This window comes from Butyrivibrio sp. INlla21 (assembly GCF_900116875.1).
Lineage (GTDB): Bacteria > Bacillota > Clostridia > Lachnospirales > Lachnospiraceae > Butyrivibrio.
Window position 1 is genome coordinate 43,358 of record NZ_FPCC01000007.1, and the last position, 26,040, is coordinate 69,397.

Here is a 26,040-nt window from a genome sequence, read left to right on the forward strand (position 1 = left end):
CAGTACAAGTAGAGATTATAAACTGTATGACGTGTAATGTCACTGACATATCCGTGCATAAATTCTTAAGATTTCCTTAAGATTTTGTGTAATTTTCACAAATCGTTATAGCTGCCGATCTCGGCCTTTCCCGCTCCTGTGGCGGAATCCAGGCTAATTACAAGGGCAATTCCTTCTTTGTCTGCGGATTTGAGATCTCCGCACTCAAGTGTGTGTGAGGTATTGTTTTCGTCTTTTATAACGACCTCCCACTCCGAGCTCGTAACATTTACGTCAAGAACCGCGCCCATGAGGGTGTAGCCCTGTTCAAGGACAACTCCTTCGCCCAAAAGATTGTCTGAATATGTATCAGCTGTAATATCATGAATCTTAACTTCAATAATATTAAGCCCCGTCTTGTTTATTATGTAGGAACCCAAGTCCATGTGCTTGGCCGCTTCGTCTTTTGCATTCTTTTCAGAAGAAAGAGTTGCGTTCAGCGTACTCTGCAAACTCTGATACTCCTGCGTAAGTCCTGTTATATCCGGAAGAACCGCATCAATTTTTTTATCGCTCATCTTGGTAAAATCGATGCTTTCGATCTCGGCCTCCCTCTCAGCAAGCGCTTCAAGTTCACTCTTCTTGGAAGAATCCGTTATATCAAGAAAGGTTTCCTCCGCTGCTTTTTTGGCTTCAATAAGAACCTGCCTTGTAGTCTCAGCTTCATTTAGCTTTTCCTCAGACGGTTTGCAGGCTACGAGCATTGTTCCCGTCAAAAGAACTGTCAAAGCGCCTATCATAATTCTTTTTTTCATAATCTATCCCCCGAAATATTTAATGCGTATTCGGGTTCATTGTAATAGTAATCAAGAATTAGTGCAACAACATGTGTATAACTTACTTTTCCCGTAAGCACACCGTTTACTTTGAGATTGGTATCTATAAATGTATCCGCTGCCTTTTTTACCGTTTCAGTCTTGATAACAGCGTGCTTCTCAACACGTTTCCAAGCCTCTTTGGTAACGAACTGATTGTCATACTTAACCCTGGCGGATATCTTTACATGTGAGTCATACTCCTCTTTACTGACCGCTCTGTAGAAATCGTTGTTTATGTAATTGAGAACACCCAGATAACCGCTGTATCTAAATACCACATCGTCGGATCTGATGCAGGCAAGGAAGCCAAAGAAATTAGCCTCGTCTTCATATATATATCCGTGTGTGTGCGCAAGCTCGTGGCACATCGTAAAAGGCTTGTTCATGATAGACATCGAGGTGTTGTAATTAGCTTCCATTGAGAACGGAAAATAATAACCCTGCATATACTGCTGACACATAAAATCAGAGTAATGGAGCGGTTTGGGTGTCACATAGTAACCGCCAAGTCTGGGATATTCCAAGGAAAGATTCTGCATTGCTCTTATCGCAGTCTCTTCCATATTTCCTTCGTAAATGACATTGCCGTACTCATCATGAGGAACTTTTTTCGACAGATCATTGCACTGCATCACGACAAAATCACGCAGATCCGCAAGCTGCTGAAGATCATATCTTCTTTCCATCGGAGCATCATACACTCTCAGTTTGGAAGTGTGATAAAGAACAAAACAGTTAAGCGACATTACAGCACATACCACAGCCATCAAAAAAGGTGTTATTCGATAGAGCTTTCCCGAAATAAAATCAAACACTCTTTTTAACTTGAAAAAGCCGAATCCAAGATTTCTCGCACCCTTCTCATAAATGAGCACGAGCGTGTGAAGCATGATAAATATGACCACGAATGCGATAAACGCAACAAGGATCACCAACATCACTTCTCCTATCGAGAATCCAAAAAGGCTTGTAAGCCTTCCGTAGAATCCCGTAATGACCGGAAAGACATTGGTGACATAGAAGTCAGAAAAAGCCGCACTTCTCCATGCAGCCACGTTCAAAAAAACTGAGAACAAAATAAGCGAAGCTATTGTCGTGAAATAAGCTCTTTTACCCTTACTCATATATTCCCGCCCTCATCATTATTGTATAAAAATTCTACAATACAAATATGGACGCAAAATGACCAAACAGGCGCTTCTTCGTTCATATTTTGGACATATTTTATCCTGCTCGTTGAACGACAATGTTCACCCCGATATAATTGTTATTATGAAAAGAGATATCGAATACATTTATGAAGATGAAGACATATTGGTGTGCCGTAAGCCGGCCGGGATTGCAACGGAAGGTGCCGGTGTTTGTGAAGCGGATCTTGTAAGCCTTTTACGAAACTATCTTGCAAGAAAAAACCGCGGATCAGGCAGCACAAAATCTCCTTATATAGGAACTCTCTACAGACTTGATAAGCCCGTAGAGGGTGTCGTTGTCGTTGCCAAAAACAAAACCGCAGCTTCAGATATCGCAAAGCAGATCAAGAATCACTCTACAGAAAAATACTATTACGCTGTCTGCTACGGAAGCTTACCTAAGACTTCGGGTCGCCTTGAAAACTACCTTGTAAGAAGAGAAGACAACGGCCTTTCCATGACCGTCTCCAAGGATGAAGCCGATACACTTAAAGATAATTCGATCACTCTTTTATCAGGGGAAAAAATAAGGATAATCGGCGGTGATGTAAAGAAAGCCGTCCTTGATTATAATGTCGTAAAAAGAAATCCCGAAACAACTCTCGTTGAGATAAAGCTTTTAACAGGACGCTTTCATCAGATAAGAGTTCAGTTCTCTGCGCTCGGGTTTCCTCTTATTGGCGATGACAAATACGGCTCCGATGCGTCAATTGCCTACTCTAAAGAGAACGGAATCAAAACCGTTAATCTTGCCTGTTACAAGTTTGGTTTTAAGCATCCGAAAACTCACAAAAAAATGTCTTTTCAAATAACTCCGACCGCCTTTAATATCTGATTCTATGGTATAATATATACATCTAATGGAACCCGCCGTCTTTGTCTTTTCCGGGAGGTATCTGCTATGTATAAGAAAGGCGATAAAGTCATCATTCTGGATTACAATCAGAAGCCCATTGTTCCTAATGTTGTTGCAGTTGTTGAGGATGTGATCAAAGAGGATCGCGTCAGGCTCCTTATGCCGGACAACGGCTGCTGTCTTGAGTTCACAGAGCATCTTTCCAAAATCAGCGAAGATAAATATGAGAAGATTCTTAATGCTGTAAAAGAAAGGGAAAAAGAACTCCCTGTCGATCTGCAGCTCGATATAAGAAAGTTTGCTTCCAAACACCCTCGTCGCAGAAAAGACGAGATCCTTCAGATGTTTGAACAGGACAAGAGATATGTTTCTATTCTGAATGCGTACACAGGCAGAGTAATGATGTACGGAAAGGAAAACATCAACTCTCATTTCCTGTATGAGTACAAGGATGCACTTTATGGAATCGTAAAGACAAGAACATTCTTCCATGAGCTTGATGATTCTATTCCCGTGCCTGATCTTGTGTGATTTCACTTGGCTCTTCTTTTGTGATGTAGAGAGAATAACCAAGAAGTAAGAACGCATAAGGCGTTGAAACAACGGTAGAAAAAGATACAAGACCGTTTATTAAATATGCAAATATCGGAAGCGCGCAGATTACCGCTGCGTGCTTCTTTTTATCCGCTGCTTTTATGAGTTTAAAAAGTATATGACCGAAAACAAAAAGATAGCTCAAAAGACCCATTGCGCCATTTTCTATCAAAAGAGTCAGATACATATTGTGCGCATTGGTAAGTCTGTTTCCGTCAAAGACATTTATAAAAGATTCGCTCCAAAAGGGATTTCCGTAGGCATATGAATAAAAGCAGTCCTGTCCCACTCCGACAATCTTTCTGAACGGATCGAGACTTCCATACATATCTAAAGACATTCTCCAGATAATACCTCTTCCGTTTCCGAAATCATCGCCGTAAATTCCAAATATAAATATTGCTGCTGCCACCGCGCCGATTATCGTCAGTACGAAAAAGAGCTTTCTGTATAAACTCTTTTTCCACTGATAGCTGACCTCTTCCATAAATCTTGTAAGTCTGTAGACAAAAAGAGCCAGCGCCATCAGTACTATTCCGATGTGATGCATGCACAGACGAATCAGTAAATTGTCTTCATAGGTATATCTTTTCCCAAAGAATAATAGTAATAGATACACGCTCGCCATCGCGATTCCAAGGGTAAAGAGCTGGACCAAAAAAGCCTTGAAGAGCTCTCTGTCACTTAATCCCAAGAACAAAAGAAGCAAATAAGTTCCCTTGATTATCAAAAAACCGCTTTCGCTTCCCTGAACAAAAAGCGCTACGGTACCTGTGATCACATATGTTTCGCATATGAAAAACTCTAAAGAAAAACGCTTTCTTGTCGCAGCGATCCCGACTCCGAATGGTACAAAGATTGATAAATAAGCCGTGAACCAATTTATATTTCCGATAGTTGAAAGAAAACTTCCGTCAGAAGCGGAAACTCCAAGCGGATATATCCCGAATCTTCCTAGTATCGCCAGGATGCTTATCGCAAAAGGAATCAAAAGAACTGTCGCATAAGCTCTTTTGACCTCAATGCCGTCTGAAAGAACACATGCAAAAAAGATAATAAAAAGAAACGATAGAAACCCCATTCTCCATCCGTCGAGGCCGAGGAATGCAGTCTTTTTATCAAAAGAAAAAATAAATGTGGTAACGCCTGAGAATAACAGCGCTCCAAAAACACCGATGTTTAGGCGTAATTTAAAACGCAGCATTGTAATAACGCATACCGCAAAAAACACTCCGCTAAGCGCCATGAACAATATCCCTTTTGCCTCGCCGAGTTTATAAAAACCGTCCTTCGTAAAAAGCGGAAGGACGGTGATTATTAATAATAAATATAATAAGGTTATTTTCTTATATGTTCTCATATCAGGTCATACTTTGAAGCGGTATCCAACGCCCCAGATTGTCTCGATATACTGAGGATTGGAGGTATCGTATTCGATCTTCTCACGGATCTTCTTGATATGAACCGTTACGGTTGCGATATCACCGATGGAATCCATGTTCCAGATCTTTCTAAAGAGCTCTTCTTTGGTAAATACGTGATTGGGATTTTCCGCAAGGAAAGTAAGAAGATCAAACTCCTTGGTAGTAAAGCTCTTCTCCTCATCATCAACGTATACTCTTCTGGCTGTCTTGTCGATCTTAAGACCTCTTATCTCGACAAAATCATTTTCCTCATGACTCGATCCAACGAGTCTTGAGTATCTTGCCATGTGTGCCTTAACACGGGCAACAAGCTCCGAAGGGCTGAAAGGCTTGGTGATATAATCGTCTGCTCCAAGGCCCAGTCCTCTTATCTTGTCGATGTCATCCTTCTTGGCTGAAACCATAAGGATCGGCACATCTTTCTTTTCTCTTATTCTCTTACATACCTCAAATCCATCCATTCCGGGAAGCATGAGATCCAAGATAACAAGATCAAATTCCTCGGCAAGTGCCGTCTTAAGTCCGGCATCTCCTGTGTTCTCGATAGAGACTTCAAAATCGCTAAGTTCAAGGTAGTCCTTCTCAAGATCAGCGATAGCCTCTTCGTCTTCAACAATAAGTATTCTGCTCATCCTTTTCTGCCTTTCTTTGCGTTATGATTCGTGGTCTACTGTGACTGTTTCCGAACTGTTTGCATATTCGATGTATTTCCTCAAAACGAAATGCATACACGTTCCTTCTCCCTCATGGCTGGTCGCCCAAATGTATCCGCCATGATCCTCTATTATCTTTTTAACTATTGATAATCCTATTCCGCTTCCGCCCTGTCTTGAGTTTCTGGAAGCGTCCGTTCTGTAGAATCTGTCGAAGATGTTCGGTATGTCTTTCTGCGCGATTCCCTTACCGTTATCCTCAAGCTCTACTCGAATGGAATCAACCTCATCAAGAATTCTGATATCGATCTGACCGCTGTCATCGTCTCTGTCGAGATACTTGACGCTGTTGCTTACAATGTTGTTGACTACCCTCTTTATCTGCTCGGGGTCTGCAACTATCTGTGTATCGGGACCCGTGAGGTTCGAGTAGTTAAGCTTGATCGACTTACTCTCGAGATCCGCTCCGATTTCCTCGATACAATCACCAAAGTATTCCGCAACATTTAACTTGACGAAGTTATACGGAATTCTGTTGTTGTCTATGCTTGAATACAATGTCAGCTCATTTATAAGGTTGTTCATGTCGTTAGCCTTGTTATAAATGATCTTGACATATTTTTTCTGTTTCTCTGGATTGGCCGCAACGCCTTCCAAAAGTCCCTGCGAATATCCCTTGATCGCCGTGATGGGCGTCTTAAGGTCATGAGAGATATTACTTATAAGCTCTCTGTTCTGCCGCTCTCGTTCTATCTTTTCCTCAGCGGACTCCTTGAGCCTTAGTCTCATGTCCTCATAGTTACGATAAATCGCTCCGATCTCACCTTTTTCTTTTACATCCGTAGGCAGCATATAATCAAAATTACCGTCCTTGATATGCTGCATCGCGACGTTAAGTTCGTCTATCGGTCTAAAGAAGCTACGTCCGATCCATGTCGTCAAAAGAATACTTGTCAAAAGAAGTATCAGTATGATCGCTACGAACATGTAGATAAGAAGCGATGTCGTAAATGCCGTCCGGATTCCGGATACTATGTATAAACTTCCGTGAGCTCCGTCCGAAAACTCAAAATCATATTGTCTTACAAGGTGCTTGGAGCTGGTGTAGTAAACGCCTTCAATTCCCGAGCCGTAACCGGGAAGCTCATCCACAACTTCTTTGGCCCGCGCCCTGCTTTTGACGTAGTAAATATTGTCGTCTTTTTTTACTATTATATAGGAATATCTGGATGCTATCTTCTCATCCAATTCCTGTAAAAACTGACCACTTTCCAATGTATAGGGGTAAATGCTTCTCATGAGATTGATCTCGACAACAATGTTGTCGGTCATTCTGGCGAACGTTCCGCCCGGATCTGACACCATTCCGTAGTCCACAACACTGGTATATTCCTGAATCTTTTGGTCATAGAGTATATACCTGCCGACTACAAGAAATGTACCCACAGCAAGTATAAGTGGTACTACTACTATTGCAAGTGATGTGATAATAAGCTTAGTACGGAATCGCATAACTTCCCCCTACATACTACAAGTATACCATATTTTTCGTAACTTTTACCCTTATCTTCTTGATATGACAAAATATCTTTGATACACTTTTAAGCGAATGGCGGAATACGTTTTCCAGCCGACAGGAGGATTTATAATGGTTAATTGGAAAAATCTGGATACACTCGCATCCTATGGCGAGCTCAAGAAGGTTTCCCGTGTGAACCTGGCTGAGGTGATGTCAGGCGATAACGGCGCAAGCAGAGTTAAAAATTATTCCGTACCTATGGCTGCGGGACTTAACTTTAACTACGCTGCAAAAGAAGTTGATGACAATGTTTTAAACGCTCTTAATGCTCTTGCCAAAGAGGCACAGCTCTCTGAGAAGTTCGAGGCTCTCTACAACGGCGAAGTGATCAACACAGGTGAGAAGAGAATGGTTCTTCACCAGCTCACAAGAGGTCAGCTCGGTGGAAATGTTGTTGCTGACGGCGTTGATAAAAGAGATTTCTATGTAAAAGAGCAGAAGAGAATTGCTGATTTTGCAAATAAAGTTCACTCAGGCGAGATTGCTAACGCAAAGGGTGAAAAATTCACAACAGTTGTTCAGATCGGTATCGGCGGAAGTGACCTTGGTCCCCGCGCTATGTACCTTGCTCTTGAAAACTGGGCACACAGAACAGGCAACTTCAAGATGGAAGCTAAGTTCATCTCTAACGTAGATCCCGATGACGCTTCCGCAGTTCTTAACGGAATTGATGTTGCTCACTCTATCTTTATTCTTGTATCTAAGTCAGGTACAACACTTGAAACACTTACAAACGAATCATTCGTTACAGACGCTCTTAAGAAGGCAGGTCTTGACGCTTCCAAGCATATGATCGCAGTTACATCAGAGACATCTCCTCTTGCAAAGAGCGATAACTACCTTGAGGCATTCTTCATGGATGACTTCATCGGCGGACGTTACTCTTCCACTTCAGGAGTTGGCGGAGCAGTTCTTTCACTTGCTTTCGGTCCCGAAGTATTCGCTGCTTTCCTTGACGGCGCAGCAGAAGAGGACAAGCTTTCAGCTAATCCCGATATGCTTAAGAACCCTGCAATGCTCGATGCCATGATCGGTGTTTACGAGCGTAACGTTCTTGGCTATGACAGCACAGCAGTGCTTCCTTACTCACAGGCACTTTCACGTTTCCCTGCTCACTTACAGCAGCTTGACATGGAGTCAAACGGTAAGAGTGTTAACCGCTTCGGCGAGCCTATCGATTACGTAACAGGCCCCATCATCTTTGGTGAGCCCGGTACAAACGGCCAGCATTCATTCTACCAGCTTCTCCACCAGGGAACAGACATCATTCCTCTTCAGTTCATCGGCTTTAAGAACAGCCAGCTCAGAAATGATGTAAACATCCAGGACAGCACAAGCCAGCAGAAGCTCTGCGCTAACGTTGCCGCTCAGATCGTTGCATTTGCTTGCGGTAAGAAGGATGACAACCTCAACAAGAACTTCAAGGGTGGCCGTCCTTCAAGCATCATAATCGGTGAGGAGCTTGATCCCAAGGCGCTCGGCGCACTCCTTGCTCACTTCGAGAACAAGGTTATGTTCCAGGGATTTGTTTGGAACATCAACAGCTTCGATCAGGAAGGTGTTCAGCTCGGTAAGGTCCTTGCAAAGAAGGTTCTTGCTCACGAGACAGACGGTGCTCTTGCAGAGTACTCCAAGCTTTTGAACATCTGATGTTGACACATTTAGTGCACTAACATACAATAGCAATAACTTAATAACAATAATCTTCAGGGCAGGGTGCAAGTCCCTACCGGTGGTATAGCCCACGAGCCGAAAGGCATGAATCGGTGAAACTCCGATGCCGACAGTATAGTCTGGATGAAAGAAGAGCTGTGAGAACTTGCTGAGGTTTTATCGAAGCTAGTTCGAACGTCTTACGTCGAGCGTAAGCGAGAGCGTAAGTTCATTGTTTATATATGTTTATTCCAAGCCCTGAACAAAATGTTCAGGGCTTTTTTGCGCAGAGCACTTAGCGAGGTTTTTTCGAGCTTAGTGCGAGCCATGGGGATGTACTTAGTGAGGTCCTTCCGAACTTAGTACATATCCCAATTGCCCAATGTACAGAAAGGAGCATCGCATGACCGACGAATATTACATGAATAAAGCGATACGACTTGCCAAAAAAGGTGAAGGCTTCGTAAGCCCCAATCCTATGGTGGGAGCCGTCGTTGTTAAACGCGGCGTAGTTATAGGAAAAGGCTATCACCAAAAATACGGAGATCTCCACGCAGAAAGAAACGCTCTTAAAAACTGCAGCGAAGATCCAAAGGGTGCAACCCTCTACGTTACTCTGGAGCCTTGCTGCCATCACGGCAAGACTCCTCCTTGCACAGACATCATCATAGAAAAAGAGATCGCAAGAGTCGTTGTCGGAACAACGGATGTCAATCCACTTGTTGCGGGAAAAGGTATTGAGATCCTGCAAAAACACGGGATTGAAGTTAAAGTTGGTGTTCTTGAAGATGAATGCAAGGCACTTAATAAGATCTTCAATAAGCACATAACAACAGGATTTCCTTATGTCATCATGAAATACGCTATGACTGCCGACGGAAAGATTGCTACAAGAACAGGAGAATCGAAATGGATCACAAGCGCAGGTGCAAGAGAGTCTGTACACAAGCTACGCAAAGCACTCAGCGGAATTATGGTCGGTGTCTCAACCGTGATCGCGGATGATCCGATGCTCAACTGCCGATTAAGTGAGCCTCATATTGATCCCGTCAGAATAATCTGCGATACAAACCTTAGAACGCCTCTTACATCTCAGGTTGTAAGGACTGCGAATGAAATTGAAACGATAATCGCTACTTCCGTAGACCCTTCCAAGGCCTCCGAATATGAAAAGCACGGCTGTAAGATCATGCAGATTCCCAAGAAGGGCGATCACCTTGATCTTCGAATACTTTTTAAGGAGCTCGGATCCCACGGAATAAACAGCATCCTTCTTGAAGGCGGCGGAACACTTAATTTCAGCGCCCTGTCTGAACATCTTGTCGATGAAGTCTATGTCTACATGGCTCCCAAGATATTCGGAGGAAGCGCAAAATCTCCCGTCGAGGGAATCGGAATAGAAAAACCAAGCGATGCTATCAAACTAAATACCATGAAAGTCACGGGCATCGGCCCCGACATACTTATACAAAGTGAGGTTGAATATCTATGTTCACCGGAATAATAGAGGAAATCGGATTCGTAAAAAGCATAGTTAAAAGTGCGGAAACAGGTACCATAAACATCGCCTGTAAAAAAGTTCTTGAAGATGTACATATCGGCGACAGCATCAGCGTTTGCGGAGTTTGCCTTACCGTAACAAGGTTCGCCAAAGACAATTTTTTTGCCGACGTCATGAATGAGACTTTTAACCGCTCTATCCTGTCTCTTTTAAAAAAGGGATCGAGAGTAAATCTTGAAAGAGCCATGCGCGCAGATGGACGCTTCGGCGGTCACCTTGTCTCGGGACACATAGACGGAACCGGCAAGATAGTATCCATAAAAAGAGACGGTAACGCAGTCTGGCTTGAGATCTCCGCTCCTTCAAACATCATGGAGGGTATAACGCAAAAGGGTTCGATAGCTATAGACGGAATAAGTCTTACCGTTGCAAAGCTTGGGCTTAACTCTTTCTGGGTTTCGGTAATCCCGCACACACTTGTTGAGACGACGCTCGGGGAAAAGAAGATCTCCGATGAAGTTAATCTTGAGACCGACATGATCGGAAAGTACGTTATGAACTTCCTAAACAGAGATTCCGAAAAAGAAAACAGTCCGCAGATAACAAGAGAATTTCTTTTATCTAACGGCTTTTAATTAAGAGGGGTAAAAATGGAAAAAGAAAAAATTATCAAAGCACTGACTGACCTTAAAGAGGGACAGCTCATCCTTGTGACGGATGATGAGAAAAGAGAAAACGAGGGCGATTTTATCTGCTCGGCGCAGCTGGCTACAACAGAGAGCATCAACTTCATGGCAACTCACGGTAAAGGTCTTATTTGCATGCCGATGAGCGAAGAATTTGCACGTAAGCTCGCACTTGCTCCGATGGTAAGCCATAACACCGACAATCACGAGACTGCTTTTACCGTATCTATTGATCATATCGACACAACAACGGGCATCTCCGCTTTAGAAAGAGCTCTCACCGCGGTGAAGGCTTCGGAAGACGATGCAAAACCCGAAGATTTCAGACGTCCCGGCCATATGTTTCCTCTTGTTGCAAAAGAGGGCGGAGTTCTTGTAAGAGACGGTCATACGGAAGCCACTGTAGATCTTATGCGTCTTGCGGGCCTTAAAGAGATCGGGCTTTGCTGCGAGATCATGGGCGATGACGGCAAGATGCTCACAGGAAAAGCTCTGGAAGAGCTCGCCGAAAAATTTGGAATAACCATGATATCCGTTGCCGATATCAAAGAATACAGAAAGGTCTATGACGATCTTGTAGAGTGTGCATCCATCGCCAAGATGCCGACTAAGTTTGGTAAATTCACCGCTCACTGCTATATAAATAAACTCAGCGGAGAGCATCATGTTGCACTCGTTATGGGAGATATCTCGGACGGGGAGGACATTCTTTGCAGAGTTCATTCGGAATGTCTTACCGGTGACGTATTCGGATCACTTCGCTGCGACTGCGGACAGCAATTTGACAGAGCTATGGAAATGATCGCGGAAGAAGGAAGAGGAATACTTCTGTATATGCGTCAGGAAGGACGCGGCATCGGTCTTGTTAATAAGCTTAAGGCTTACAAGCTTCAGGACGAAGGCATGGATACTCTCGATGCGAATATAGCACTCGGCTTTCCCGGAGATATGCGTGAGTATTACATAGGTGCTCAGATTCTCCGCGCTCTCGGTGTTCATTCACTTAATCTACTTACAAACAACCCCGACAAAGTCTATCAGCTTGCGGATTACGGAATCGTAATAAATAAAAGAGTCCCCATAGAAATCGAAGCCAATCAATTTGATAAGTTCTATCTTCAGACCAAGAAGATAAGAATGGGACATATTTTGAAAGTCTGATGTCCTAGGAATAAAGCAGACATTAAAACATAAAAATATAAATCACAATAAGGAGAAGGTTATGAAAATTTACGAAGGAAATCTGGTATCGGAAAAAATAAAGGTGGGAATCGTCGTTGCAAGGTTCAACGAGTTTATCACATCTAAGCTCCTCGGAGGCGCTGTTGATGCTCTTAAAAGAGAAAACGTTGCAGACGACGATATAGAAGTAGCCTGGGTTCCCGGAGCATTTGAGATACCTCTTATCGCCGATAAGATGGCAAAGAGCGGAAAATATGACGCCGTTATCTGCCTTGGCGCCGTTATCAGAGGATCAACATCTCACTATGATTATGTATGCGCGGAAGTTTCAAAGGGCGTTGCTCAGGTTAGTTTAAACAGCGGTATTCCTGTAATGTTCGGTGTTCTTACAACAGACAACATTGAACAGGCCATCGAAAGAGCCGGAACAAAGGCCGGCAACAAGGGCTTTGAATGTGCCCAGGGCGCTATCGAGATGGTAAATCTTATCAGAAATATCGGATGATAAAGGCCTGTGATAATTAATCTTATGAGTGTTTGAGGAATAAAAAAGACGCTTGATGCTATGCACCAAGCGTCGTATTTTTTTGTATCAAAGCTCTGCGATAAGCTCCATTACAAGGGCTGCACAGTCTTTTGCTGCTTTTGCTTCAAATGTAGGATAATCAACTTCAGCACTTCCGTCTGCCTTATCCGAGATTGCTCTGATGATAAGGAAAGGAACTCCGTTAAGATAACTTGCCTGAGCGATTGCTGCGCCTTCCATCTCTGCGCACATTCCGCCGTGGTTCTTGATTATGTCATCCTTAACTTCTTTGCTGCTGATGAACTGATCTCCGCTGCAAACTCTTCCCTCGTAAACTCCGATGTCGGGAGCAACCTTCTTGATTGAGGCCTTTGCTTTTTCTCTCATCTCTTTATCAGCTTCAAAATTAACTGCTCCGATCTGAGGAACTTCGCCCTTAGCGTATCCGAAGATTGTGATGTCTACGTCGTGATAGCAAGCATCAACGGAAAGAACAATGTCTCCGATGTTGAGCTTGGAATCAAGTGATCCGGCAACACCGGTGTTGATTACATGTGTAACATCGAAAAGATCTACAAGTATCTGTACGCAGATACCTGCGTTTACTTTGGCAATACCGCTTCTTACAACAACTACGTCTTTTCCGCCTATGATTCCTTCATAGAATTCCATAGATGCCTTTTTTACGATGCGATTTACCGTCATGTTGCTCTTAAGTGCCTGAACTTCAACCTCCATGGCACCGATAATACCTATTTTCATTATTTGTCTCCGTTTTTCTTTTGAGAATTTTTCTTAGAAGATATCGTGATCACTCGGGATATACAAGATGCTTTTCATCAATGTTGTAAAGCGTGTTATCGAGATATCTTTTTGCAAGGAAATTAGCCATTCCAAGGTTCATGTCGAGATAATTTCCGCAGTCTCTGGGACTTGCTCCGGGAACGTCTCCCTTAAAGTCTCTCATAAACTCATACATTCTTGTTACAAGAGGAACGATTGTCTTGGAATCCAGGTCTCCTGCAAGAACAATGTAAAAGCCTGTTCTGCATCCCATGGGTCCGAAATAGATTGTCTTATCCTTGTACTCTTCGTCGTTTCTAAGGAATGTTGCTCCGAGATGCTCCATTGTATGAATCTCTGCTGTGTTCATTACAGGCTCTCTGTTGGGAGCTGTCATTCTAAGATCAAATGTTGTGATGGTTTCCTGTCCAACCTTGTCCTTTCGGGAAACATAAATTCCCGGCTCAAGGTCGATGTGGTTAACCGTAAAGCTAGCGATTTTTTCCATTATGTCTCACTCCTTGTTGGTTTCGTTAAATACCTCATATGAATATTTGAGATATTCTTTTATATTGTCATAATCGCGATTAGCCACCGCTGTATAAATTGTATCCACAAGGAACAACTGCGCAAAACGTGAGCTTGTTATTCCGCTCTTTTTATCTATCTCGGGAGATGTTGCAAAAAGAACCAGATCGCATCCCGTAGTAAGCGGATTGTTGCCAAGCTTGGTTATGGCGATAAGTGTAGCCGCTGTTTCTTTAGCTATTCTAAAGAGCTGCATTATTTCCTTGTTGTTGGCATTGTCGCTAAAGAACAGTATAACATCATTTTCCTGCGCCTGCGAGACTGTCATCATATTCATATGTTGATCTTGATCGAACACTACGTTGTAGTGTATTCTTCGAAGCTTACAATAAAGATCGTACGCTGCGATTCCGGCTGTTCCCACTCCGAATATCTGAATTTGCCTGGCCGCAACGAGTCTTGTGACAACTTCGTTGAAGGTGCCGGCATCAAATAATCTGTATGTAGTTTGAATTGCCTGAACGCTTGTCGCACAGATATTGTCTGCGATAGATTGAATCGAAGTATATTCGTTCACATCTTTAAAAGAAATTCTGGGGCCGCCTTTTTCTGCCTGCATAAGCGAGGTGTTGATCTCCGCATAATATGCGTTCTTCAGATCTTTTAACCCGTTATAGCCTATGGCCTGAGCAAAGCGAGTCCATGAAGCCTGTGTTGTGCCCGACAGTCTTGCCAGTTCTTTTATGGGATATTGGAAAAGATCTCCCTTTTTTTCAAGAACATAATCAGCAACCATCTTTTCTGATGAAGGCAAAGAGTTATAGCAACTTTTGATTTTCTCACTGACAATATTCATAGGCGCCTCCGCGATATATTATTGAACTATAACCGATATATGAATAGTATATCGCACTTTTCTATATAGAATGAAATTAATTTTCAAAGTTTTTATTACAAGGCATTAAAGTTTTATAAAGCTTACTTTTGGTGCGTTCTTTATGATATAGTCAAAGAGGCTGAATATATTTAGAACTATTTAATTGCGAAAGGAGATTATTTCTATGAAATGGGTATGTCAGGTTTGTGGCTATGTTCATGAAGGCGATCAGCCCCCGGAGGCTTGTCCCGTATGTAAAGCACCCGCTTCCAAATTCTCAAAACAGGAAGGTGAAAAGGTTTGGGCATGTGAGCATGTCCTTGGTGTAGCTAGTGAAGCGCCTGAAGAAATAAAGAACGGTCTTCGCGAGATGTTTAACGGTGAGTGTTCCGAAGTAGGAATGTATCTTGCTATGGCTCGCGTGGCTATAAGAGAGGGTTATCCCGAGGTCGGAGCTTTCTATGAGAAGGCTGCTTGGGAAGAAGCTGAGCACGCTGCTCAGTTTGCCGAGATGCTTGGTGAAGTTCTTACAGACTCAACCAAGAAGAATCTTGAGCTTCGTGCAGATGCTGAGTACGGCGCAACTCAGGGCCGTGCAGATCTTGCTAAGAAGGCAAAAGAGCTTAATCTTGATGCGATTCATGATGCCGTTCATGAGATCGGAAGAGATGAGGCCAGACACGGAAAGGCATTTGAAGGTCTCTTAAAGAGATATTTCAGCTAATTATGTAATAAGATAAATATAAATAAGGCTGAGCGAATCTTGTATTGATTCGTTCAGCCTTTTATTTTGCCATCTAAAATTCTTTCAGCTTTTTAAGGAAATCTTTAAGCTGCTCTATAGGTATTGGCTTGGAATACTTATAACCTTGCAGATATCTTGCATGCATGTTTGTGCAGCGGCCTTCATCTTCATCGTCCTCAACCCCTTCATACAGCACATCATAATCAAGATCGCTAAACATGTGCGCCAGGTGAGATACGAGTGTTTCAGATTTAGGATCGTTTCTGCTTGCAACTACAAGCGATCTGTCAAATTTTATGATATCAAACGGGATTTCCAATATTCTCTCAAAATTGGAATAGCCTGTTCCGAAATCATCAAGATAGAAGGTGATTCCGCTCATCTTAAGCTCATAGATCTTATCTTTTAACTCTATAAAGTCTTTCTCGTTCTGGCTTTCCGTGATCTCTATAGCGAGCTTATCAAACGGTATCTCGCATCCGCTCACCACATTTCTGACTTTCCTACAGAAATCTTTATCTCTTACATCAAGTATTGAGAAGTTAACTGAGATCCTTGATATGAAATAACCGTCTCGTATCAGTTTCTTTATCTCTTTGCAGGTTTTGGAAAGAATAATCATTGTAAGTGAGTTTATATAATTGTGGCTTTCCGCTATCGGTATGAATCTATCCGGAAATACCATTCCGAGATCCGCAAGCTTAAGTCTCATAAGTGCTTCGGCGGTGTCGAAGCATCCGGAAGTTATGTTGTAGACGGGCTGGCAATATACAAGGACTCTCGGATCATCCATATCGCCTTTTTCACTTATATCCGCAAGCTGATCCACGATGTATTTATGTTCGTAGAATTTCTTTATATCTTCAGCTTGAACCATTTTAATCTCTTGTTCAGGCATTCTTCCTTCAACATATTCTATAAGCCTTAGGTAATCCGCCGGTTCTTTTATACTGTTGCTTGACTCGGTAATTACTATCTTGTAGTCATCCTTATATATTTTATGCTGCTCATGGAACAGCTCCATCATCTTAACAGTCCTGGCTTCATGATCGGGATTGCTCTCTTTATCAACGATAAATATCATTCTTCCGGGAGATATCTGGAAAAGCGTGCCACCTCTAAAGAAATCCATTGTGACTTCCCTTAGTTTTTCTCTGATCTCTTTGGGGTACTTACGGTTATTCTTTTCAAATTCATGCATGAAAAGACTGAATACCAGGATTCCCATCTTTTTCTTGGAAGCGGTATCGATCCTCTCTTCAAAGGAATCTATGTGAAGGGATCCCCACTCAAGGTCGTACGGATTTGCATGGAGCAGATAAAGAACCGCTACTATCGGGAATAGGAATGTCGCTGTGGTAAAAGATTGCTGCCTATTATTTGCCTGAATGACCATAACAAGAGCCGCTACCGCTATAACCCCGATAAAAGCCGTAACGATAGGTCTGTAAGTTCTGTTTCTGTATCTGATGAGCAGATACAACAACAGCAATACCATAAATAGATATCCTGCGGCAAACATTTGATGTCCGGTTTGAAGATTGCCGTTTGTATCAACATAAAACCCCGTTTTGGTTATTGTTTGGATCACTTCTGCAGCAGTAATTCCGATTACCGCAAAAGATGCCAGCAACTCATATCGCTGCTCGCCTTTTTGGACAAGCTGGAACGGGTTTTTCATATATACAACGTATAATCCCAGATTGGTATAAAGAAGGAAATGGTACAAAAATCTAAGTAGATAGACCATGGGAAGTGAAATGACCGATACATGCGTCAGTAACTGATGGAAAAGTATATTACAAATAGCCGCAGCTACAAGGCTTATCATAATGTATCTGAATATGGTAAACTCTCTGCTCTGCTTGATATATGCAACACGAATAAGAACGGTGATAACCATAAGTATCGCCATTACCAATATGTCGCCAACCGGGCTATAGGATGCAAGATAGCTCTCCACATTCATAGTCATTCTATTTCTCTCATTAAAGAAGAAAAAAACTTTCTAATTATATGATAACTCATTTAACAAAAAAGCGTATTAAATGCCTATAAATTTTTTTAAAAATTGTTGAATTATGATCAAATATTGCCGCCTACTTCGCTTTCTATCAGCTCAACAATTGTGTTTGTCGCACTGTGAAGATTGCTGTTTTTCATATTTTCTATGAAGGTCTCTCTTCTTTCATAGAGATCTTCAATGGTCTCGACAAGAATATCCTCGTCAAGATCGTCATTATCTATTACAAGGGAGAATCCTTGCTGCTCAAAAGATTTTGCGTTCAGCATTTGATCTCCTCTGCTCGATTTAGTGGACAGCGGAATAAGGATATTGGGCTTTTTAAGAGCAAGAAGCTCGCAGATTGAGTTGGCGCCCGCTCTTGATACCACTATATCCGCCATAGCAAAGATATCTTTTAGCTCGTTCTTAACGTACTCAAACTGCTTATATCCGGGAACGGTAAGCTTAAGATTATCCATCTTTTCTTTTCCGCAGATATGTACAACGTTGAAATTGGGAAGGAGTCTGGGAAGTGCGTATCTAACGGTCTCATTTACCGACTGCGCACCAAGGCTTCCTCCGATTACCATAAGTACGGGCTTGTCGTCCGTGAACTCACAGAGCTTCTTTCCCGCTTCCGCAGAGCCCATTCCAAGCTCTTCTCTTATGGGTGTGCCCGTAAGAACAGCTTTTTCTGCAGGAAGGAGTTTCATAGTCTCTGGGAAATTACAGCATATTCTCTTAGCTCCCGTCATGCTGAGTTTGTTGGCAAGACCGGGAGTCATGTCTGATTCATGAACTATATACGGTATCTTAAGTGCTCCTGCCGCTCTTACAACCGGAACACTGACAAAACCGCCTTTTGAAAATACAATATCGGGTTTTATGGTCTTAAGGAGCTTTTTGGCTTCTCCGAATCCCTTGAGAACTCTGAACGGATCGGTAAAATTCTTGGGATCGAAATATCTTCTGAGCTTACCGGTTGCTATTCCGAAATACGGAACGTTATAGTCCTCGATAAGTTTCTTCTCGATTCCGTTATATGATCCTATATAGAAAATCTCATATCCTGCTTTCTTAAGAGCGGGAATAAGCGCTATATTGGGTGTTACGTGTCCTGCGCTTCCGCCGCCTGTAAGCACGATTCTTTTGGTTTCATTGTCGCTCAACTTCTGTTCCTTCTTCCATAAAAAATATTAAGGCACAAAGATTCAGTCTCTGTGCCTTATAGTATACCATTTTATTCGGTAATTTCATACGTTAGCATGTCTTTTTCTTCGTACGGGACTATAAGCTCTTTCACGATCTTGTCGGAAAAATCTTTTACTCCGTCAAGCACTTCTTCGTAATTATCCAAAGTCATCTCGCCTTCCCCACTGACTATCTTATCAAGCATGAGCTTGTTTATATCAGGCGAGAAATGAAGCGAGTCCATATAATATTCAAGGTTCGTAGCTATATCTCTGTCGTTCTGGAAGCAAAATACCCGCGCATTGTCATATTGCAGAAGTGCCTTCGTTATCTCTTTTTCGTTATAAATATATGCATCTCTTTCGCCGGTCCTTACTATTCCGTCCCACCATAGCATGGAATATACAGGGTAAAAGAAAATAAACTGTGTTTCCGGGTGAGAAGCGACCTCGCTTGTCAAAAGAGCTATATTCTTCTCAAGGTTTTCGGTGTAAGCGGTCTCTTCCATCATGTCCTTGACTTCTCTTGGTCTGTAATATAGACCGAGCGCCATGTGGGGGCCGAATTCTTTCCACTTTGCCCAGTTGTAGGAAAGCCCTTCGTCGTAGCCCGATGATAAAGCATTGGCCAGCTGATAAGGTATCTTTTCAAAAAGAACATCCTTATTGAAAAGATACTGTACATCATTAAAGGGATTGTTGTCATACAGATACATTGGGCAACCCGTTGATTCATAGGTTGTTTCTGCATCCGCAGACAGCGATGAAGGATCGATATTGTAAAAGACATATTTGATGTCATGATCCTTAAAGGCCTCGTCCAAAAGGTAGCACAGATCGGCTGTCGCGCCATATGATCTGATGGCTTTTATAGACTTTACATTGTAGGCTTCATCGTACCAGGCATTGTTGTTGTTCTCCATAACGGAAGAACCGACAATAAGCGCGTCATAGTCAAAGTTTCGAAGTGTTCCTATGCACTGATATTCTTTATCATTAAGAACGGCTTTCATTCCAAACCATGGCTTGTGAAAATGATAAAATGGATCAAACGCATAAACCACCGCTCCGATGGCTATCGCAAGCACTATCGCCGTTACGATAAGTCTTTTTATGAAATTTGAAGAGTTGTTTTCTTTTTTCATAGTTCTTTTGTTTTATCCGATGATCAGAATTTAAAGTAAATAAAGGTACTGACATTTGAAAGCGAAATGAATGACAAGATGAAAAGAATTGCATAAAAGGCCACTTCCTTCTTGCCATATCTTTCTTCTTTAATGATCTCCTGTGTATTCTTTCTTGTCATAACGAAAGCGCCGAGTGCAATATAGAAGATCATTGTGATCATTAAAACAGTGTCCGCGCTTCCTATTCCCAGCCTGGTGAAAACCTGCCTGAGCACGTAGTTCTCCGCCATCTCAAGTTTTCCTGCCGTTCTGGTAAGAAAGCCGGGGTATGTCCAGAAGAAAGCTCTTTTAAACATTCCGAATGCATGCGCCAGATCCTCCGATCTAAAGAACACAAGCGATACAACGAACATAAAAAACGTAAAGGCATTGCCAACGGCACGCGGAACGGTTAAGAGGGGATTTTCTCTAAATAAATATTTTTTCTTTTTACCAAGGCCGTCATCTACTCCGACTATTCCAAGGTCATCCCATACAACAAGAAGTCCCTGCATAAGTCCCCAGCAGATATATGTCCAGCCTGCGCCATGCCACAGCCCGCTTAAGACAAATACTATAAGCACATTTATTATCGTACGGCGTTTTCCTTTTCTGCTGCCGCCGAGCGGTATATAAACATATTTAATGAAGAATCTGGAAAGCGTCATGTGCCAGCGCTGCCACAACTCTTTTGCCGTTGAAGCTTTGTACGGTGAGTTAAAGTTAACGGGAAGCTCTATACCAAGCATCAGGCTTACACCGTTTGCCATATCACAGTATCCCGAAAAATCAAGGTATATCTGGAATGTATATGCGAGCATGACTGCAATCACCGTCAGAGTGTCGAGGTAATATGCCTGTTCAAATCCGTAATTTGCCATTCTTGCAAGCGTATCTGCAAGGATAACCTTTTTGGAGAGACCTATGATAAAGGATTTTAGCCCTTTCGCGAAATTATCGGCGTCAAAAGTTCTTTTTCCTTCGTCCCTAAACTGGTCGATCATCTCTTTATGAAAGGCTATGGGACCTTGAATGAGCTTGGGAAAATAAACGGTGTACAAAACGTATTGCAAAAAAGGATAATGTTCTGCCTCGCCGTTTGCTCTGTCCACAATAAAAGATATCTGTCCGAATGTAAAAAAGCTGATTCCTATCGGCATAATGATCTCTTTTACAGAAAAATTTGATCCTATTACTGCATTTATGTTATCTACGAAAAATCCAAGGTACTTAAAATAGAATAAGAGCCCTAAGTTAAAGAGCACTCCTATAACTTTGAGCGCTTTAAGCGTATTCTCTTTTGACCTTGTCATTATGAAACTAAGCAGGTAATTTACACAGATACTGATGACGAGCACGATCAGGAATGACGCGCCGAATGTGTAATAGAAATACAGTGACATAAGAGTCAGAAACCCGTCTGCCACTGTATTTTTATGAATTCTGTTAAGCATGTGCCATCCCGCCAAAAGGACAGGCAGGAAAAGCAATATAAATTTAAAGGAATTAAAGCCCATTTGCTATCTCCATGATATCTGATTCATGAAGAGTATAACACAGTTTTATTTGGCAAGTCTAATTACATTCCAGCTTCTTGCGGGAAGTTTGCTTGTAAGGATACCCTTGGTAACCTTGGTTGCCTTGGTGTTGTCTACAGGCTTAACGTTGTCAGGATTCTTCTCGGTATTAACAGCCTTGAGGTCCTTATGTGTAAGAACGCTGTGCTCAACTACCTTGTATCCTGCATACTGACGAAGATCACAGGTAAGATCAAAGTCATCTTCAAGACTCTTGTTTACAGCAAAGATAGTAAGTGCTTCGTTCTCTTCATCTGCCACAACTACGCTGTCTACGAAAGGAGCATCGCCGTGCTCTGACTCGTATGTAGGAACCTTAACCACTGTGTTGAGGACCTCTCCTCTTCCGTATACGCTGGTCTGCATATAAGGATAGAAGATTGTCTGCTTCCATGCTCCTGTATCTGATGTCATGATAGGTGCGATTACATTAACGAGCTGTGCAAGACATGCGATCTTTACTCTGTCGGCGTGTCTTAAGAGTGTGATAAGCATTGAGCCTACAAGGAGAGCATCTTCAAAGTTATAGACATCCTCGAGCTGATGAGGATGCTCAACCCATTTCTCAAGCTTCTTGTCCTGTTCGTTGGAATGATACCAAACGTTCCACTCATCGAATGAAAGGTTTATCGTCTTGTCAGATCTCTTTATCGCTTTAACATAGTCACAGATGCTTACAACCTGGCTGATGAACTTATCCATTGCTACGCTGCTTGCAAGGAAATTCGGTGTATCATCCTTCTGGTTTCCGTAATATGTGTGAAGTGAAAGATAATCTGTAGTATCATAGCTGTTCTCAAGAACGATTCTCTCCCACTCTCCGAATGTTGCCATTCCAAGTCCCGAAGAACCGCAAGCAACCGTCTCAATAGTGGGATCTACGAGTTTCATGATATGTCCTGCTCTTCCGGCCTTGCGTCCGTATTCCTCTGCAGTCATGTGACCCATCTGCCATGGTCCGTCCATCTCGTTTCCGAGGCACCAAAGCTTAATGTTATAAGGATCCTTGACTCCGTTCTTGATTCTCATATCACTGTAGAGAGTTCCGCTCTTAATATTGCAGTACTCTACTACGTTCTTGGCATCTTCGATGCCTCTTGTTCCCAAGTTAATGGCATACATGGGCTCGGTCTTAACCTTTTTACACCAGTTCATGAACTCATCAAGACCGAATTCATTGGTCTCAACAACACCCCATGCGAGTTCGATTCTTCTGGGTCTGTTCTTCTTGGGTCCCACACTGTCTTCCCAATTGAACGCAGAAACGAAGTTTCCGCCGGGATATCTTACGATAGGCACCCCAATCTCTTTGATAAGCTTAGCTACGTCTTTTCTGTATCCGTCCTTGTCCGCGAACTTGTTTCCGGGCTGGTATATACCTTCGTATACCGCTCTTCCGAGATGTTCTATAAAGGAACCGTAGATACGCTTGTCGACTTTACTTATGGTAAAGTCACGATCAATACAAATCTGTACTTTGTTTTCTGTTTTTTGCTTTTTCATTTTAAATACCTCTAAAATAATTCAACGTTATATAAAACAATATACTCTATTCTTTACAAAAAGAAAATGGAAAAAAGCGATTATTTTCAAAAAAAATGATAATATATATGTATCCTTATTGGAAAACTACGATAAAACGCAACAGGAAGGAACCATCATGGCTAAAAAGAATATTTTTTTGAAGCTAGGAATTGCATCTGCGCTTTTCAGCGGCATTTATGCTTTCAGTAATTATATTTATAAAATTTCTTCTTTTCCGCACCAGCACAAGGACAGTGATCCCGACTTTTCTCCCGAGATCACAGGCGGAAGGATGTTTATCAGAAATCACCCCGACAAGAGAGATATGTATATAGACAGCATTGACAGCCTCCGTCTTCACGCTTCTTACATCCCGTCTGAATCGGAGAGTCATAAATATGTTATCCTTATCCACGGTATCTGGAATAATTCGGAATACTGCGGTATCTATGCCAAGCATTATCTCGAAAGAGGCATCAATTGTCTCCTTCCGGACCTTAGAGGCTTTGGTAAGAGCGAGGGTAAATACGTTGGTTACGGCCTTGATGACAGGCTTGATATCATGGAATGGATCTATTGGATCGTTAAAAGAGATCCCGATGCACATATTCTTTTACACGGAATGTCCATGGGTGCTGCAACAACACTTATGACCACGGGCGAAAGACTTCCTTCAAACGTTAAGGCGGCGATATCCGACAGCTCTTATTCAAGACTTGTTGAGCAGTTTGCTTCTTCGTACAAATTATTCAAGGGCTCATTTGTTCCGCTTCCGATAGCTCTTTTTGTATCAAGGATCGTGATCCTGCTTCGTTCGGGATTTGATATCAACAAAGTCAATCCCGTTGACGCGGTTAAAAGATCTGAGACACCGACACTCTTTATTCACGGTGATGACGACACTTTGATCGATCCTCATATGTGCTCCATTCTGTATGAGGCTGCGAAATGTCCCAAGAAATACTGCATGATCCTTGGTTCGGGTCATATCGAAGCTGTTGTAAAAGATCCTGAGAATTTCTGGGGTAAGATCCGTACGTTCCTTGAATCTACTGAGTTTTAAGAAGATAATTTCCAATTAGCATAAAAGACGTAGCTAAAAAGCTGCGTCTTTTTTTGTTTTATTATAAAAATCAATAATCAAAAAAATCTTATACAAGTCCCAATGATTTTAATATAAAGAGCCAGAAAGTCAGTGAAAACGAGCATCCGAAGGTCGTAAGCATTACAATGCTGCTACTTAACACGCCGTCGTGTCCCATACTCTTGGCCATAATATAGCAGCTGACTGTTGTTGCAGAGCCGAGCATTACGAGTATCGCGATAAGCTGCTCTCCGGAAAAGCCTAACTTAACCGCTATTGGCAAAAAGATTGCCACAAGTACAAAGAGTTTAATTATTGATGCAATAACTGCCGGCTTTACTTCCTTTAATGCTTTCTTTATATCAAAAGCCGCTCCCATTGCCATAAGTCCGAGCGGAGTAGCAAGTCTTGCTACATTTCCGACAAGTGTTTCAAATATTTTCGGCTGCGGAATATGTAATATCGACCATAGCATTCCAACAAAAATTCCTATAATGATCGGATTTTTTATTATTCCTACAGCGGTACTTTTTATCAGCTTGCTCTTTTCGCTTTTTTCAACCGCGTTTCCGGACGCGTCTTTTTCTTTTGCCGAAAAAGCTTCTTCACTGTCATTTGCTGTAACCATAAGGATTATGACTGCAAAGATATTGTAGAGAGGAACGCTTCCAAGTATCATAAGGGGTCCCATTCCGGAACTCATTTCGCCGTAAATATTTTGGATAAATGCTATCCCGAGAAGAGCTGCGCTACTTCTGTAAGCGCCTTGGATAAATTCTCCTCTTTTAGCTTTTTCTTTTACAATGAATTTGGAAATCAAAGATATAACAGCTATGCTGAGTGCTGTTACAAAGAAACAGAATAAAACAAATTTTCCATCCCATGTGCCCGCAAAATCCTGACTCGCAAGATCTTCAAACACCAATACGGGGAGTGCTATCTTAAAAACAAATTTATTCATCCATGAGGATGCTTTTTCATCAATGATGCCGAGTTTATTGAATATATAACCCAGCACCATCAAAAGAAATATCGGTAATGTGACGTTTAAACTAAAAATTAAATTATCCATAATCTCGCTTCGTATGATCCGGTCTTATTTTAATATTATGCCTACGGGGCAGTGATCGGATCCGAGAGCCTCGCTGTAAATCTTTGCGTCCTCAACTTTTGACATGAAATCTTTGGATACAATAAAGTAGTCAATACGCCAGCCGGCGTTCTTTTCCCTTGCATGGAATCTGTATGACCACCAGGAATATGCTCCTTCAAGGTCAGGATAAAAATATCTGAATGAATCAACCAGATCTGAAGAAACAACATTATCAAACTTAGCTCTTTCTTCGTCTGTAAATCCGGCATGTCCCCTGTTGCTCTTGGGATTTTTAAGGTCGATCTCTTTATGTGCTACATTAAGATCTCCGCAATAGATCACCGGTTTTTTCTCTTCGAGTTTCTTGATGTATTTAAGAAAATCATCTTCCCAAACTTGTCTGTACTCTAGTCTTGAAAGGTCTTCTTTGGCATTGGGAACGTAAACCGTTACCAGATAATAATCAGGATACTCGGCAGTTATAACTCTTCCTTCATGGTCATGTTCTTCTATTCCCAGACCATATGTAACCGATATCGGCTTTTCTTTTGTAAAAATAGCGGTTCCTGAATAGCCTTTCTTTTCAGCGTAGTTCCAGTATTCTTCATATCCCGGAAGATCCATCTTGATCTGTCCTTCCTGAAGCTTCGTTTCCTGAAGGCAGATCACATCAGGATTTTCTTTTTCCATAAATTCCTGAAAACAGCCTTTTGATACGCAGGCTCTCAGCCCGTTAACATTCCATGATACAAGTTTTATTCCCATTC

24 protein-coding genes and 1 riboswitch are annotated in these 26,040 nt (G+C 42.1%); of the genes, 9 read left to right on the top strand and 15 right to left on the bottom strand.

Annotation, left to right across the window (positions count from 1 at the left end; genetic code table 11):
* Nucleotides 1-95 precede the first annotated feature (95 nt).
* Nucleotides 96-794 carry a hypothetical protein gene (locus BM377_RS05630; RefSeq protein ID WP_092245029.1) on the bottom strand — a complete coding sequence of 233 codons (699 nt, stop codon included), beginning with the start codon at nucleotides 792-794 and terminating at the stop codon, nucleotides 96-98.
* On the bottom strand, nucleotides 791-1,981 hold the full coding sequence (locus BM377_RS05635) for a DUF3810 domain-containing protein (protein WP_092245031.1): 1,191 nt from the start codon (nucleotides 1,979-1,981) through the stop codon (nucleotides 791-793). Before BM377_RS05635 ends, BM377_RS05630 begins: the two co-directional genes overlap by 4 nt.
* Before the next feature lie 58 nt (nucleotides 1,982-2,039).
* Here BM377_RS05635 and BM377_RS05640 point away from each other — a divergent pair, with 58 nt between their 5' ends.
* The gene (locus BM377_RS05640) at nucleotides 2,040-2,882 is read left to right on the top strand and encodes an RluA family pseudouridine synthase (protein WP_092245034.1); all 843 of its coding nucleotides are present in this window, start codon (nucleotides 2,040-2,042) and stop codon (nucleotides 2,880-2,882) included.
* A gap of 66 nt (nucleotides 2,883-2,948) precedes the next feature.
* On the top strand, nucleotides 2,949-3,434 hold the full coding sequence (locus BM377_RS05645; protein WP_092245037.1) for a hypothetical protein: 486 nt from the start codon (nucleotides 2,949-2,951) through the stop codon (nucleotides 3,432-3,434).
* Here the strand turns inward: BM377_RS05645 and BM377_RS05650 are convergent.
* The 3 genes from BM377_RS05650 to BM377_RS05660 all read right to left on the bottom strand — a co-directional run bounded on the left by BM377_RS05650 (nucleotide 3,409) and on the right by BM377_RS05660 (nucleotide 7,086).
* Nucleotides 3,409-4,743, bottom strand: coding sequence for an O-antigen ligase family protein (locus tag BM377_RS05650; protein WP_092245040.1), 1,335 nt, complete (start codon nucleotides 4,741-4,743; stop codon nucleotides 3,409-3,411). The two genes, BM377_RS05645 and BM377_RS05650, sit on opposite strands and share 26 nt — an antisense overlap.
* Nucleotides 4,744-4,863: 120 nt before the next feature.
* Nucleotides 4,864-5,553 carry a response regulator transcription factor gene (locus tag BM377_RS05655; protein ID WP_092245043.1) on the bottom strand — a complete coding sequence of 230 codons (690 nt, stop codon included), beginning with the start codon at nucleotides 5,551-5,553 and terminating at the stop codon, nucleotides 4,864-4,866.
* A 21-nt stretch (nucleotides 5,554-5,574) separates the two neighbouring features.
* Nucleotides 5,575-7,086 (bottom strand): sensor histidine kinase, encoded by a 1,512-nt coding sequence (locus BM377_RS05660; protein WP_092245046.1) that lies wholly within the window; start codon nucleotides 7,084-7,086, stop codon nucleotides 5,575-5,577.
* A 136-nt stretch (nucleotides 7,087-7,222) separates the two neighbouring features.
* Between BM377_RS05660 and BM377_RS05665 the strand changes: the two genes are divergently transcribed.
* The 5 genes from BM377_RS05665 to ribH all read left to right on the top strand — a co-directional run bounded on the left by BM377_RS05665 (nucleotide 7,223) and on the right by ribH (nucleotide 12,680).
* On the top strand, nucleotides 7,223-8,803 hold the full coding sequence (locus BM377_RS05665) for a glucose-6-phosphate isomerase (protein WP_092245049.1): 1,581 nt from the start codon (nucleotides 7,223-7,225) through the stop codon (nucleotides 8,801-8,803).
* Nucleotides 8,804-8,851: 48 nt separating this feature from the next.
* Nucleotides 8,852-8,966: riboswitch (FMN riboswitch) on the top strand.
* A 243-nt stretch (nucleotides 8,967-9,209) separates the two neighbouring features.
* Nucleotides 9,210-10,310, top strand: a complete 1,101-nt coding sequence (gene ribD / locus BM377_RS05670; protein ID WP_092245052.1) for a bifunctional diaminohydroxyphosphoribosylaminopyrimidine deaminase/5-amino-6-(5-phosphoribosylamino)uracil reductase RibD — start codon at nucleotides 9,210-9,212, stop codon at nucleotides 10,308-10,310.
* Nucleotides 10,295-10,942, top strand: a complete 648-nt coding sequence (gene ribE / locus BM377_RS05675) for a riboflavin synthase (RefSeq protein ID WP_092245055.1) — start codon at nucleotides 10,295-10,297, stop codon at nucleotides 10,940-10,942. Before ribD ends, ribE begins: the two co-directional genes overlap by 16 nt.
* Before the next feature lie 15 nt (nucleotides 10,943-10,957).
* On the top strand, nucleotides 10,958-12,154 hold the full coding sequence (gene ribA, locus BM377_RS05680; RefSeq protein WP_092245058.1) for a GTP cyclohydrolase II: 1,197 nt from the start codon (nucleotides 10,958-10,960) through the stop codon (nucleotides 12,152-12,154).
* A gap of 61 nt (nucleotides 12,155-12,215) precedes the next feature.
* Complete coding sequence (gene ribH / locus BM377_RS05685; protein ID WP_092245061.1) at nucleotides 12,216-12,680, top strand: 6,7-dimethyl-8-ribityllumazine synthase; 465 nt, start codon at nucleotides 12,216-12,218, stop codon at nucleotides 12,678-12,680.
* Between the two features lie 87 nt (nucleotides 12,681-12,767).
* Here ribH and BM377_RS05690 read toward each other — a convergent pair whose 3' ends face one another.
* From BM377_RS05690 to BM377_RS05700, 3 genes are read right to left on the bottom strand one after another with little or no spacing between them, the layout of a single operon-like run.
* Nucleotides 12,768-13,463, bottom strand: a complete 696-nt coding sequence (locus BM377_RS05690; protein ID WP_120686039.1) for a 5'-methylthioadenosine/adenosylhomocysteine nucleosidase — start codon at nucleotides 13,461-13,463, stop codon at nucleotides 12,768-12,770.
* Nucleotides 13,464-13,512: 49 nt separating this feature from the next.
* Nucleotides 13,513-13,992 (bottom strand): S-ribosylhomocysteine lyase, encoded by a 480-nt coding sequence (locus BM377_RS05695; protein WP_092245067.1) that lies wholly within the window; start codon nucleotides 13,990-13,992, stop codon nucleotides 13,513-13,515.
* Nucleotides 13,993-13,998: 6 nt separating this feature from the next.
* The gene (locus tag BM377_RS05700; RefSeq protein ID WP_092245070.1) at nucleotides 13,999-14,868 is read right to left on the bottom strand and encodes a MurR/RpiR family transcriptional regulator; all 870 of its coding nucleotides are present in this window, start codon (nucleotides 14,866-14,868) and stop codon (nucleotides 13,999-14,001) included.
* A 205-nt stretch (nucleotides 14,869-15,073) separates the two neighbouring features.
* On the opposite strand from BM377_RS05700, the gene BM377_RS05705 reads away from it, so the two are divergent.
* Nucleotides 15,074-15,613: an NADH peroxidase gene (locus BM377_RS05705; protein ID WP_092245073.1), complete on the top strand. Its 540-nt coding sequence runs from the start codon at nucleotides 15,074-15,076 to the stop codon at nucleotides 15,611-15,613.
* A gap of 73 nt (nucleotides 15,614-15,686) precedes the next feature.
* Here BM377_RS05705 and BM377_RS05710 read toward each other — a convergent pair whose 3' ends face one another.
* The 5 genes from BM377_RS05710 to arfA form a co-directional block, all read right to left on the bottom strand.
* Complete coding sequence (locus BM377_RS05710; protein ID WP_092245076.1) at nucleotides 15,687-17,609, bottom strand: EAL domain-containing protein; 1,923 nt, start codon at nucleotides 17,607-17,609, stop codon at nucleotides 15,687-15,689.
* Nucleotides 17,610-17,719: 110 nt separating this feature from the next.
* Nucleotides 17,720-18,808, bottom strand: a complete 1,089-nt coding sequence (locus BM377_RS05715; protein WP_092245079.1) for an undecaprenyldiphospho-muramoylpentapeptide beta-N-acetylglucosaminyltransferase — start codon at nucleotides 18,806-18,808, stop codon at nucleotides 17,720-17,722.
* A 71-nt stretch (nucleotides 18,809-18,879) separates the two neighbouring features.
* Complete coding sequence (locus BM377_RS05720) at nucleotides 18,880-19,974, bottom strand: hypothetical protein (protein WP_092245082.1); 1,095 nt, start codon at nucleotides 19,972-19,974, stop codon at nucleotides 18,880-18,882.
* A 23-nt stretch (nucleotides 19,975-19,997) separates the two neighbouring features.
* Nucleotides 19,998-21,449 (bottom strand): MBOAT family O-acyltransferase, encoded by a 1,452-nt coding sequence (locus tag BM377_RS05725; RefSeq protein WP_242948097.1) that lies wholly within the window; start codon nucleotides 21,447-21,449, stop codon nucleotides 19,998-20,000.
* 108 nt (nucleotides 21,450-21,557) lie between these two features.
* Nucleotides 21,558-23,075: an arabinosylfuranosidase ArfA gene (gene arfA, locus BM377_RS05730; protein ID WP_092245088.1), complete on the bottom strand. Its 1,518-nt coding sequence runs from the start codon at nucleotides 23,073-23,075 to the stop codon at nucleotides 21,558-21,560.
* Between the two features lie 157 nt (nucleotides 23,076-23,232).
* Here arfA and BM377_RS05735 point away from each other — a divergent pair, with 157 nt between their 5' ends.
* On the top strand, nucleotides 23,233-24,159 hold the full coding sequence (locus tag BM377_RS05735; protein ID WP_177223811.1) for an alpha/beta hydrolase: 927 nt from the start codon (nucleotides 23,233-23,235) through the stop codon (nucleotides 24,157-24,159).
* An 88-nt stretch (nucleotides 24,160-24,247) separates the two neighbouring features.
* Here BM377_RS05735 and BM377_RS05740 read toward each other — a convergent pair whose 3' ends face one another.
* Nucleotides 24,248-25,252, bottom strand: a complete 1,005-nt coding sequence (locus tag BM377_RS05740; protein ID WP_092245091.1) for an AEC family transporter — start codon at nucleotides 25,250-25,252, stop codon at nucleotides 24,248-24,250.
* A 24-nt stretch (nucleotides 25,253-25,276) separates the two neighbouring features.
* Complete coding sequence (locus BM377_RS05745) at nucleotides 25,277-26,038, bottom strand: exodeoxyribonuclease III (protein WP_177223812.1); 762 nt, start codon at nucleotides 26,036-26,038, stop codon at nucleotides 25,277-25,279.
* Nucleotides 26,039-26,040 lie beyond the last annotated feature (2 nt).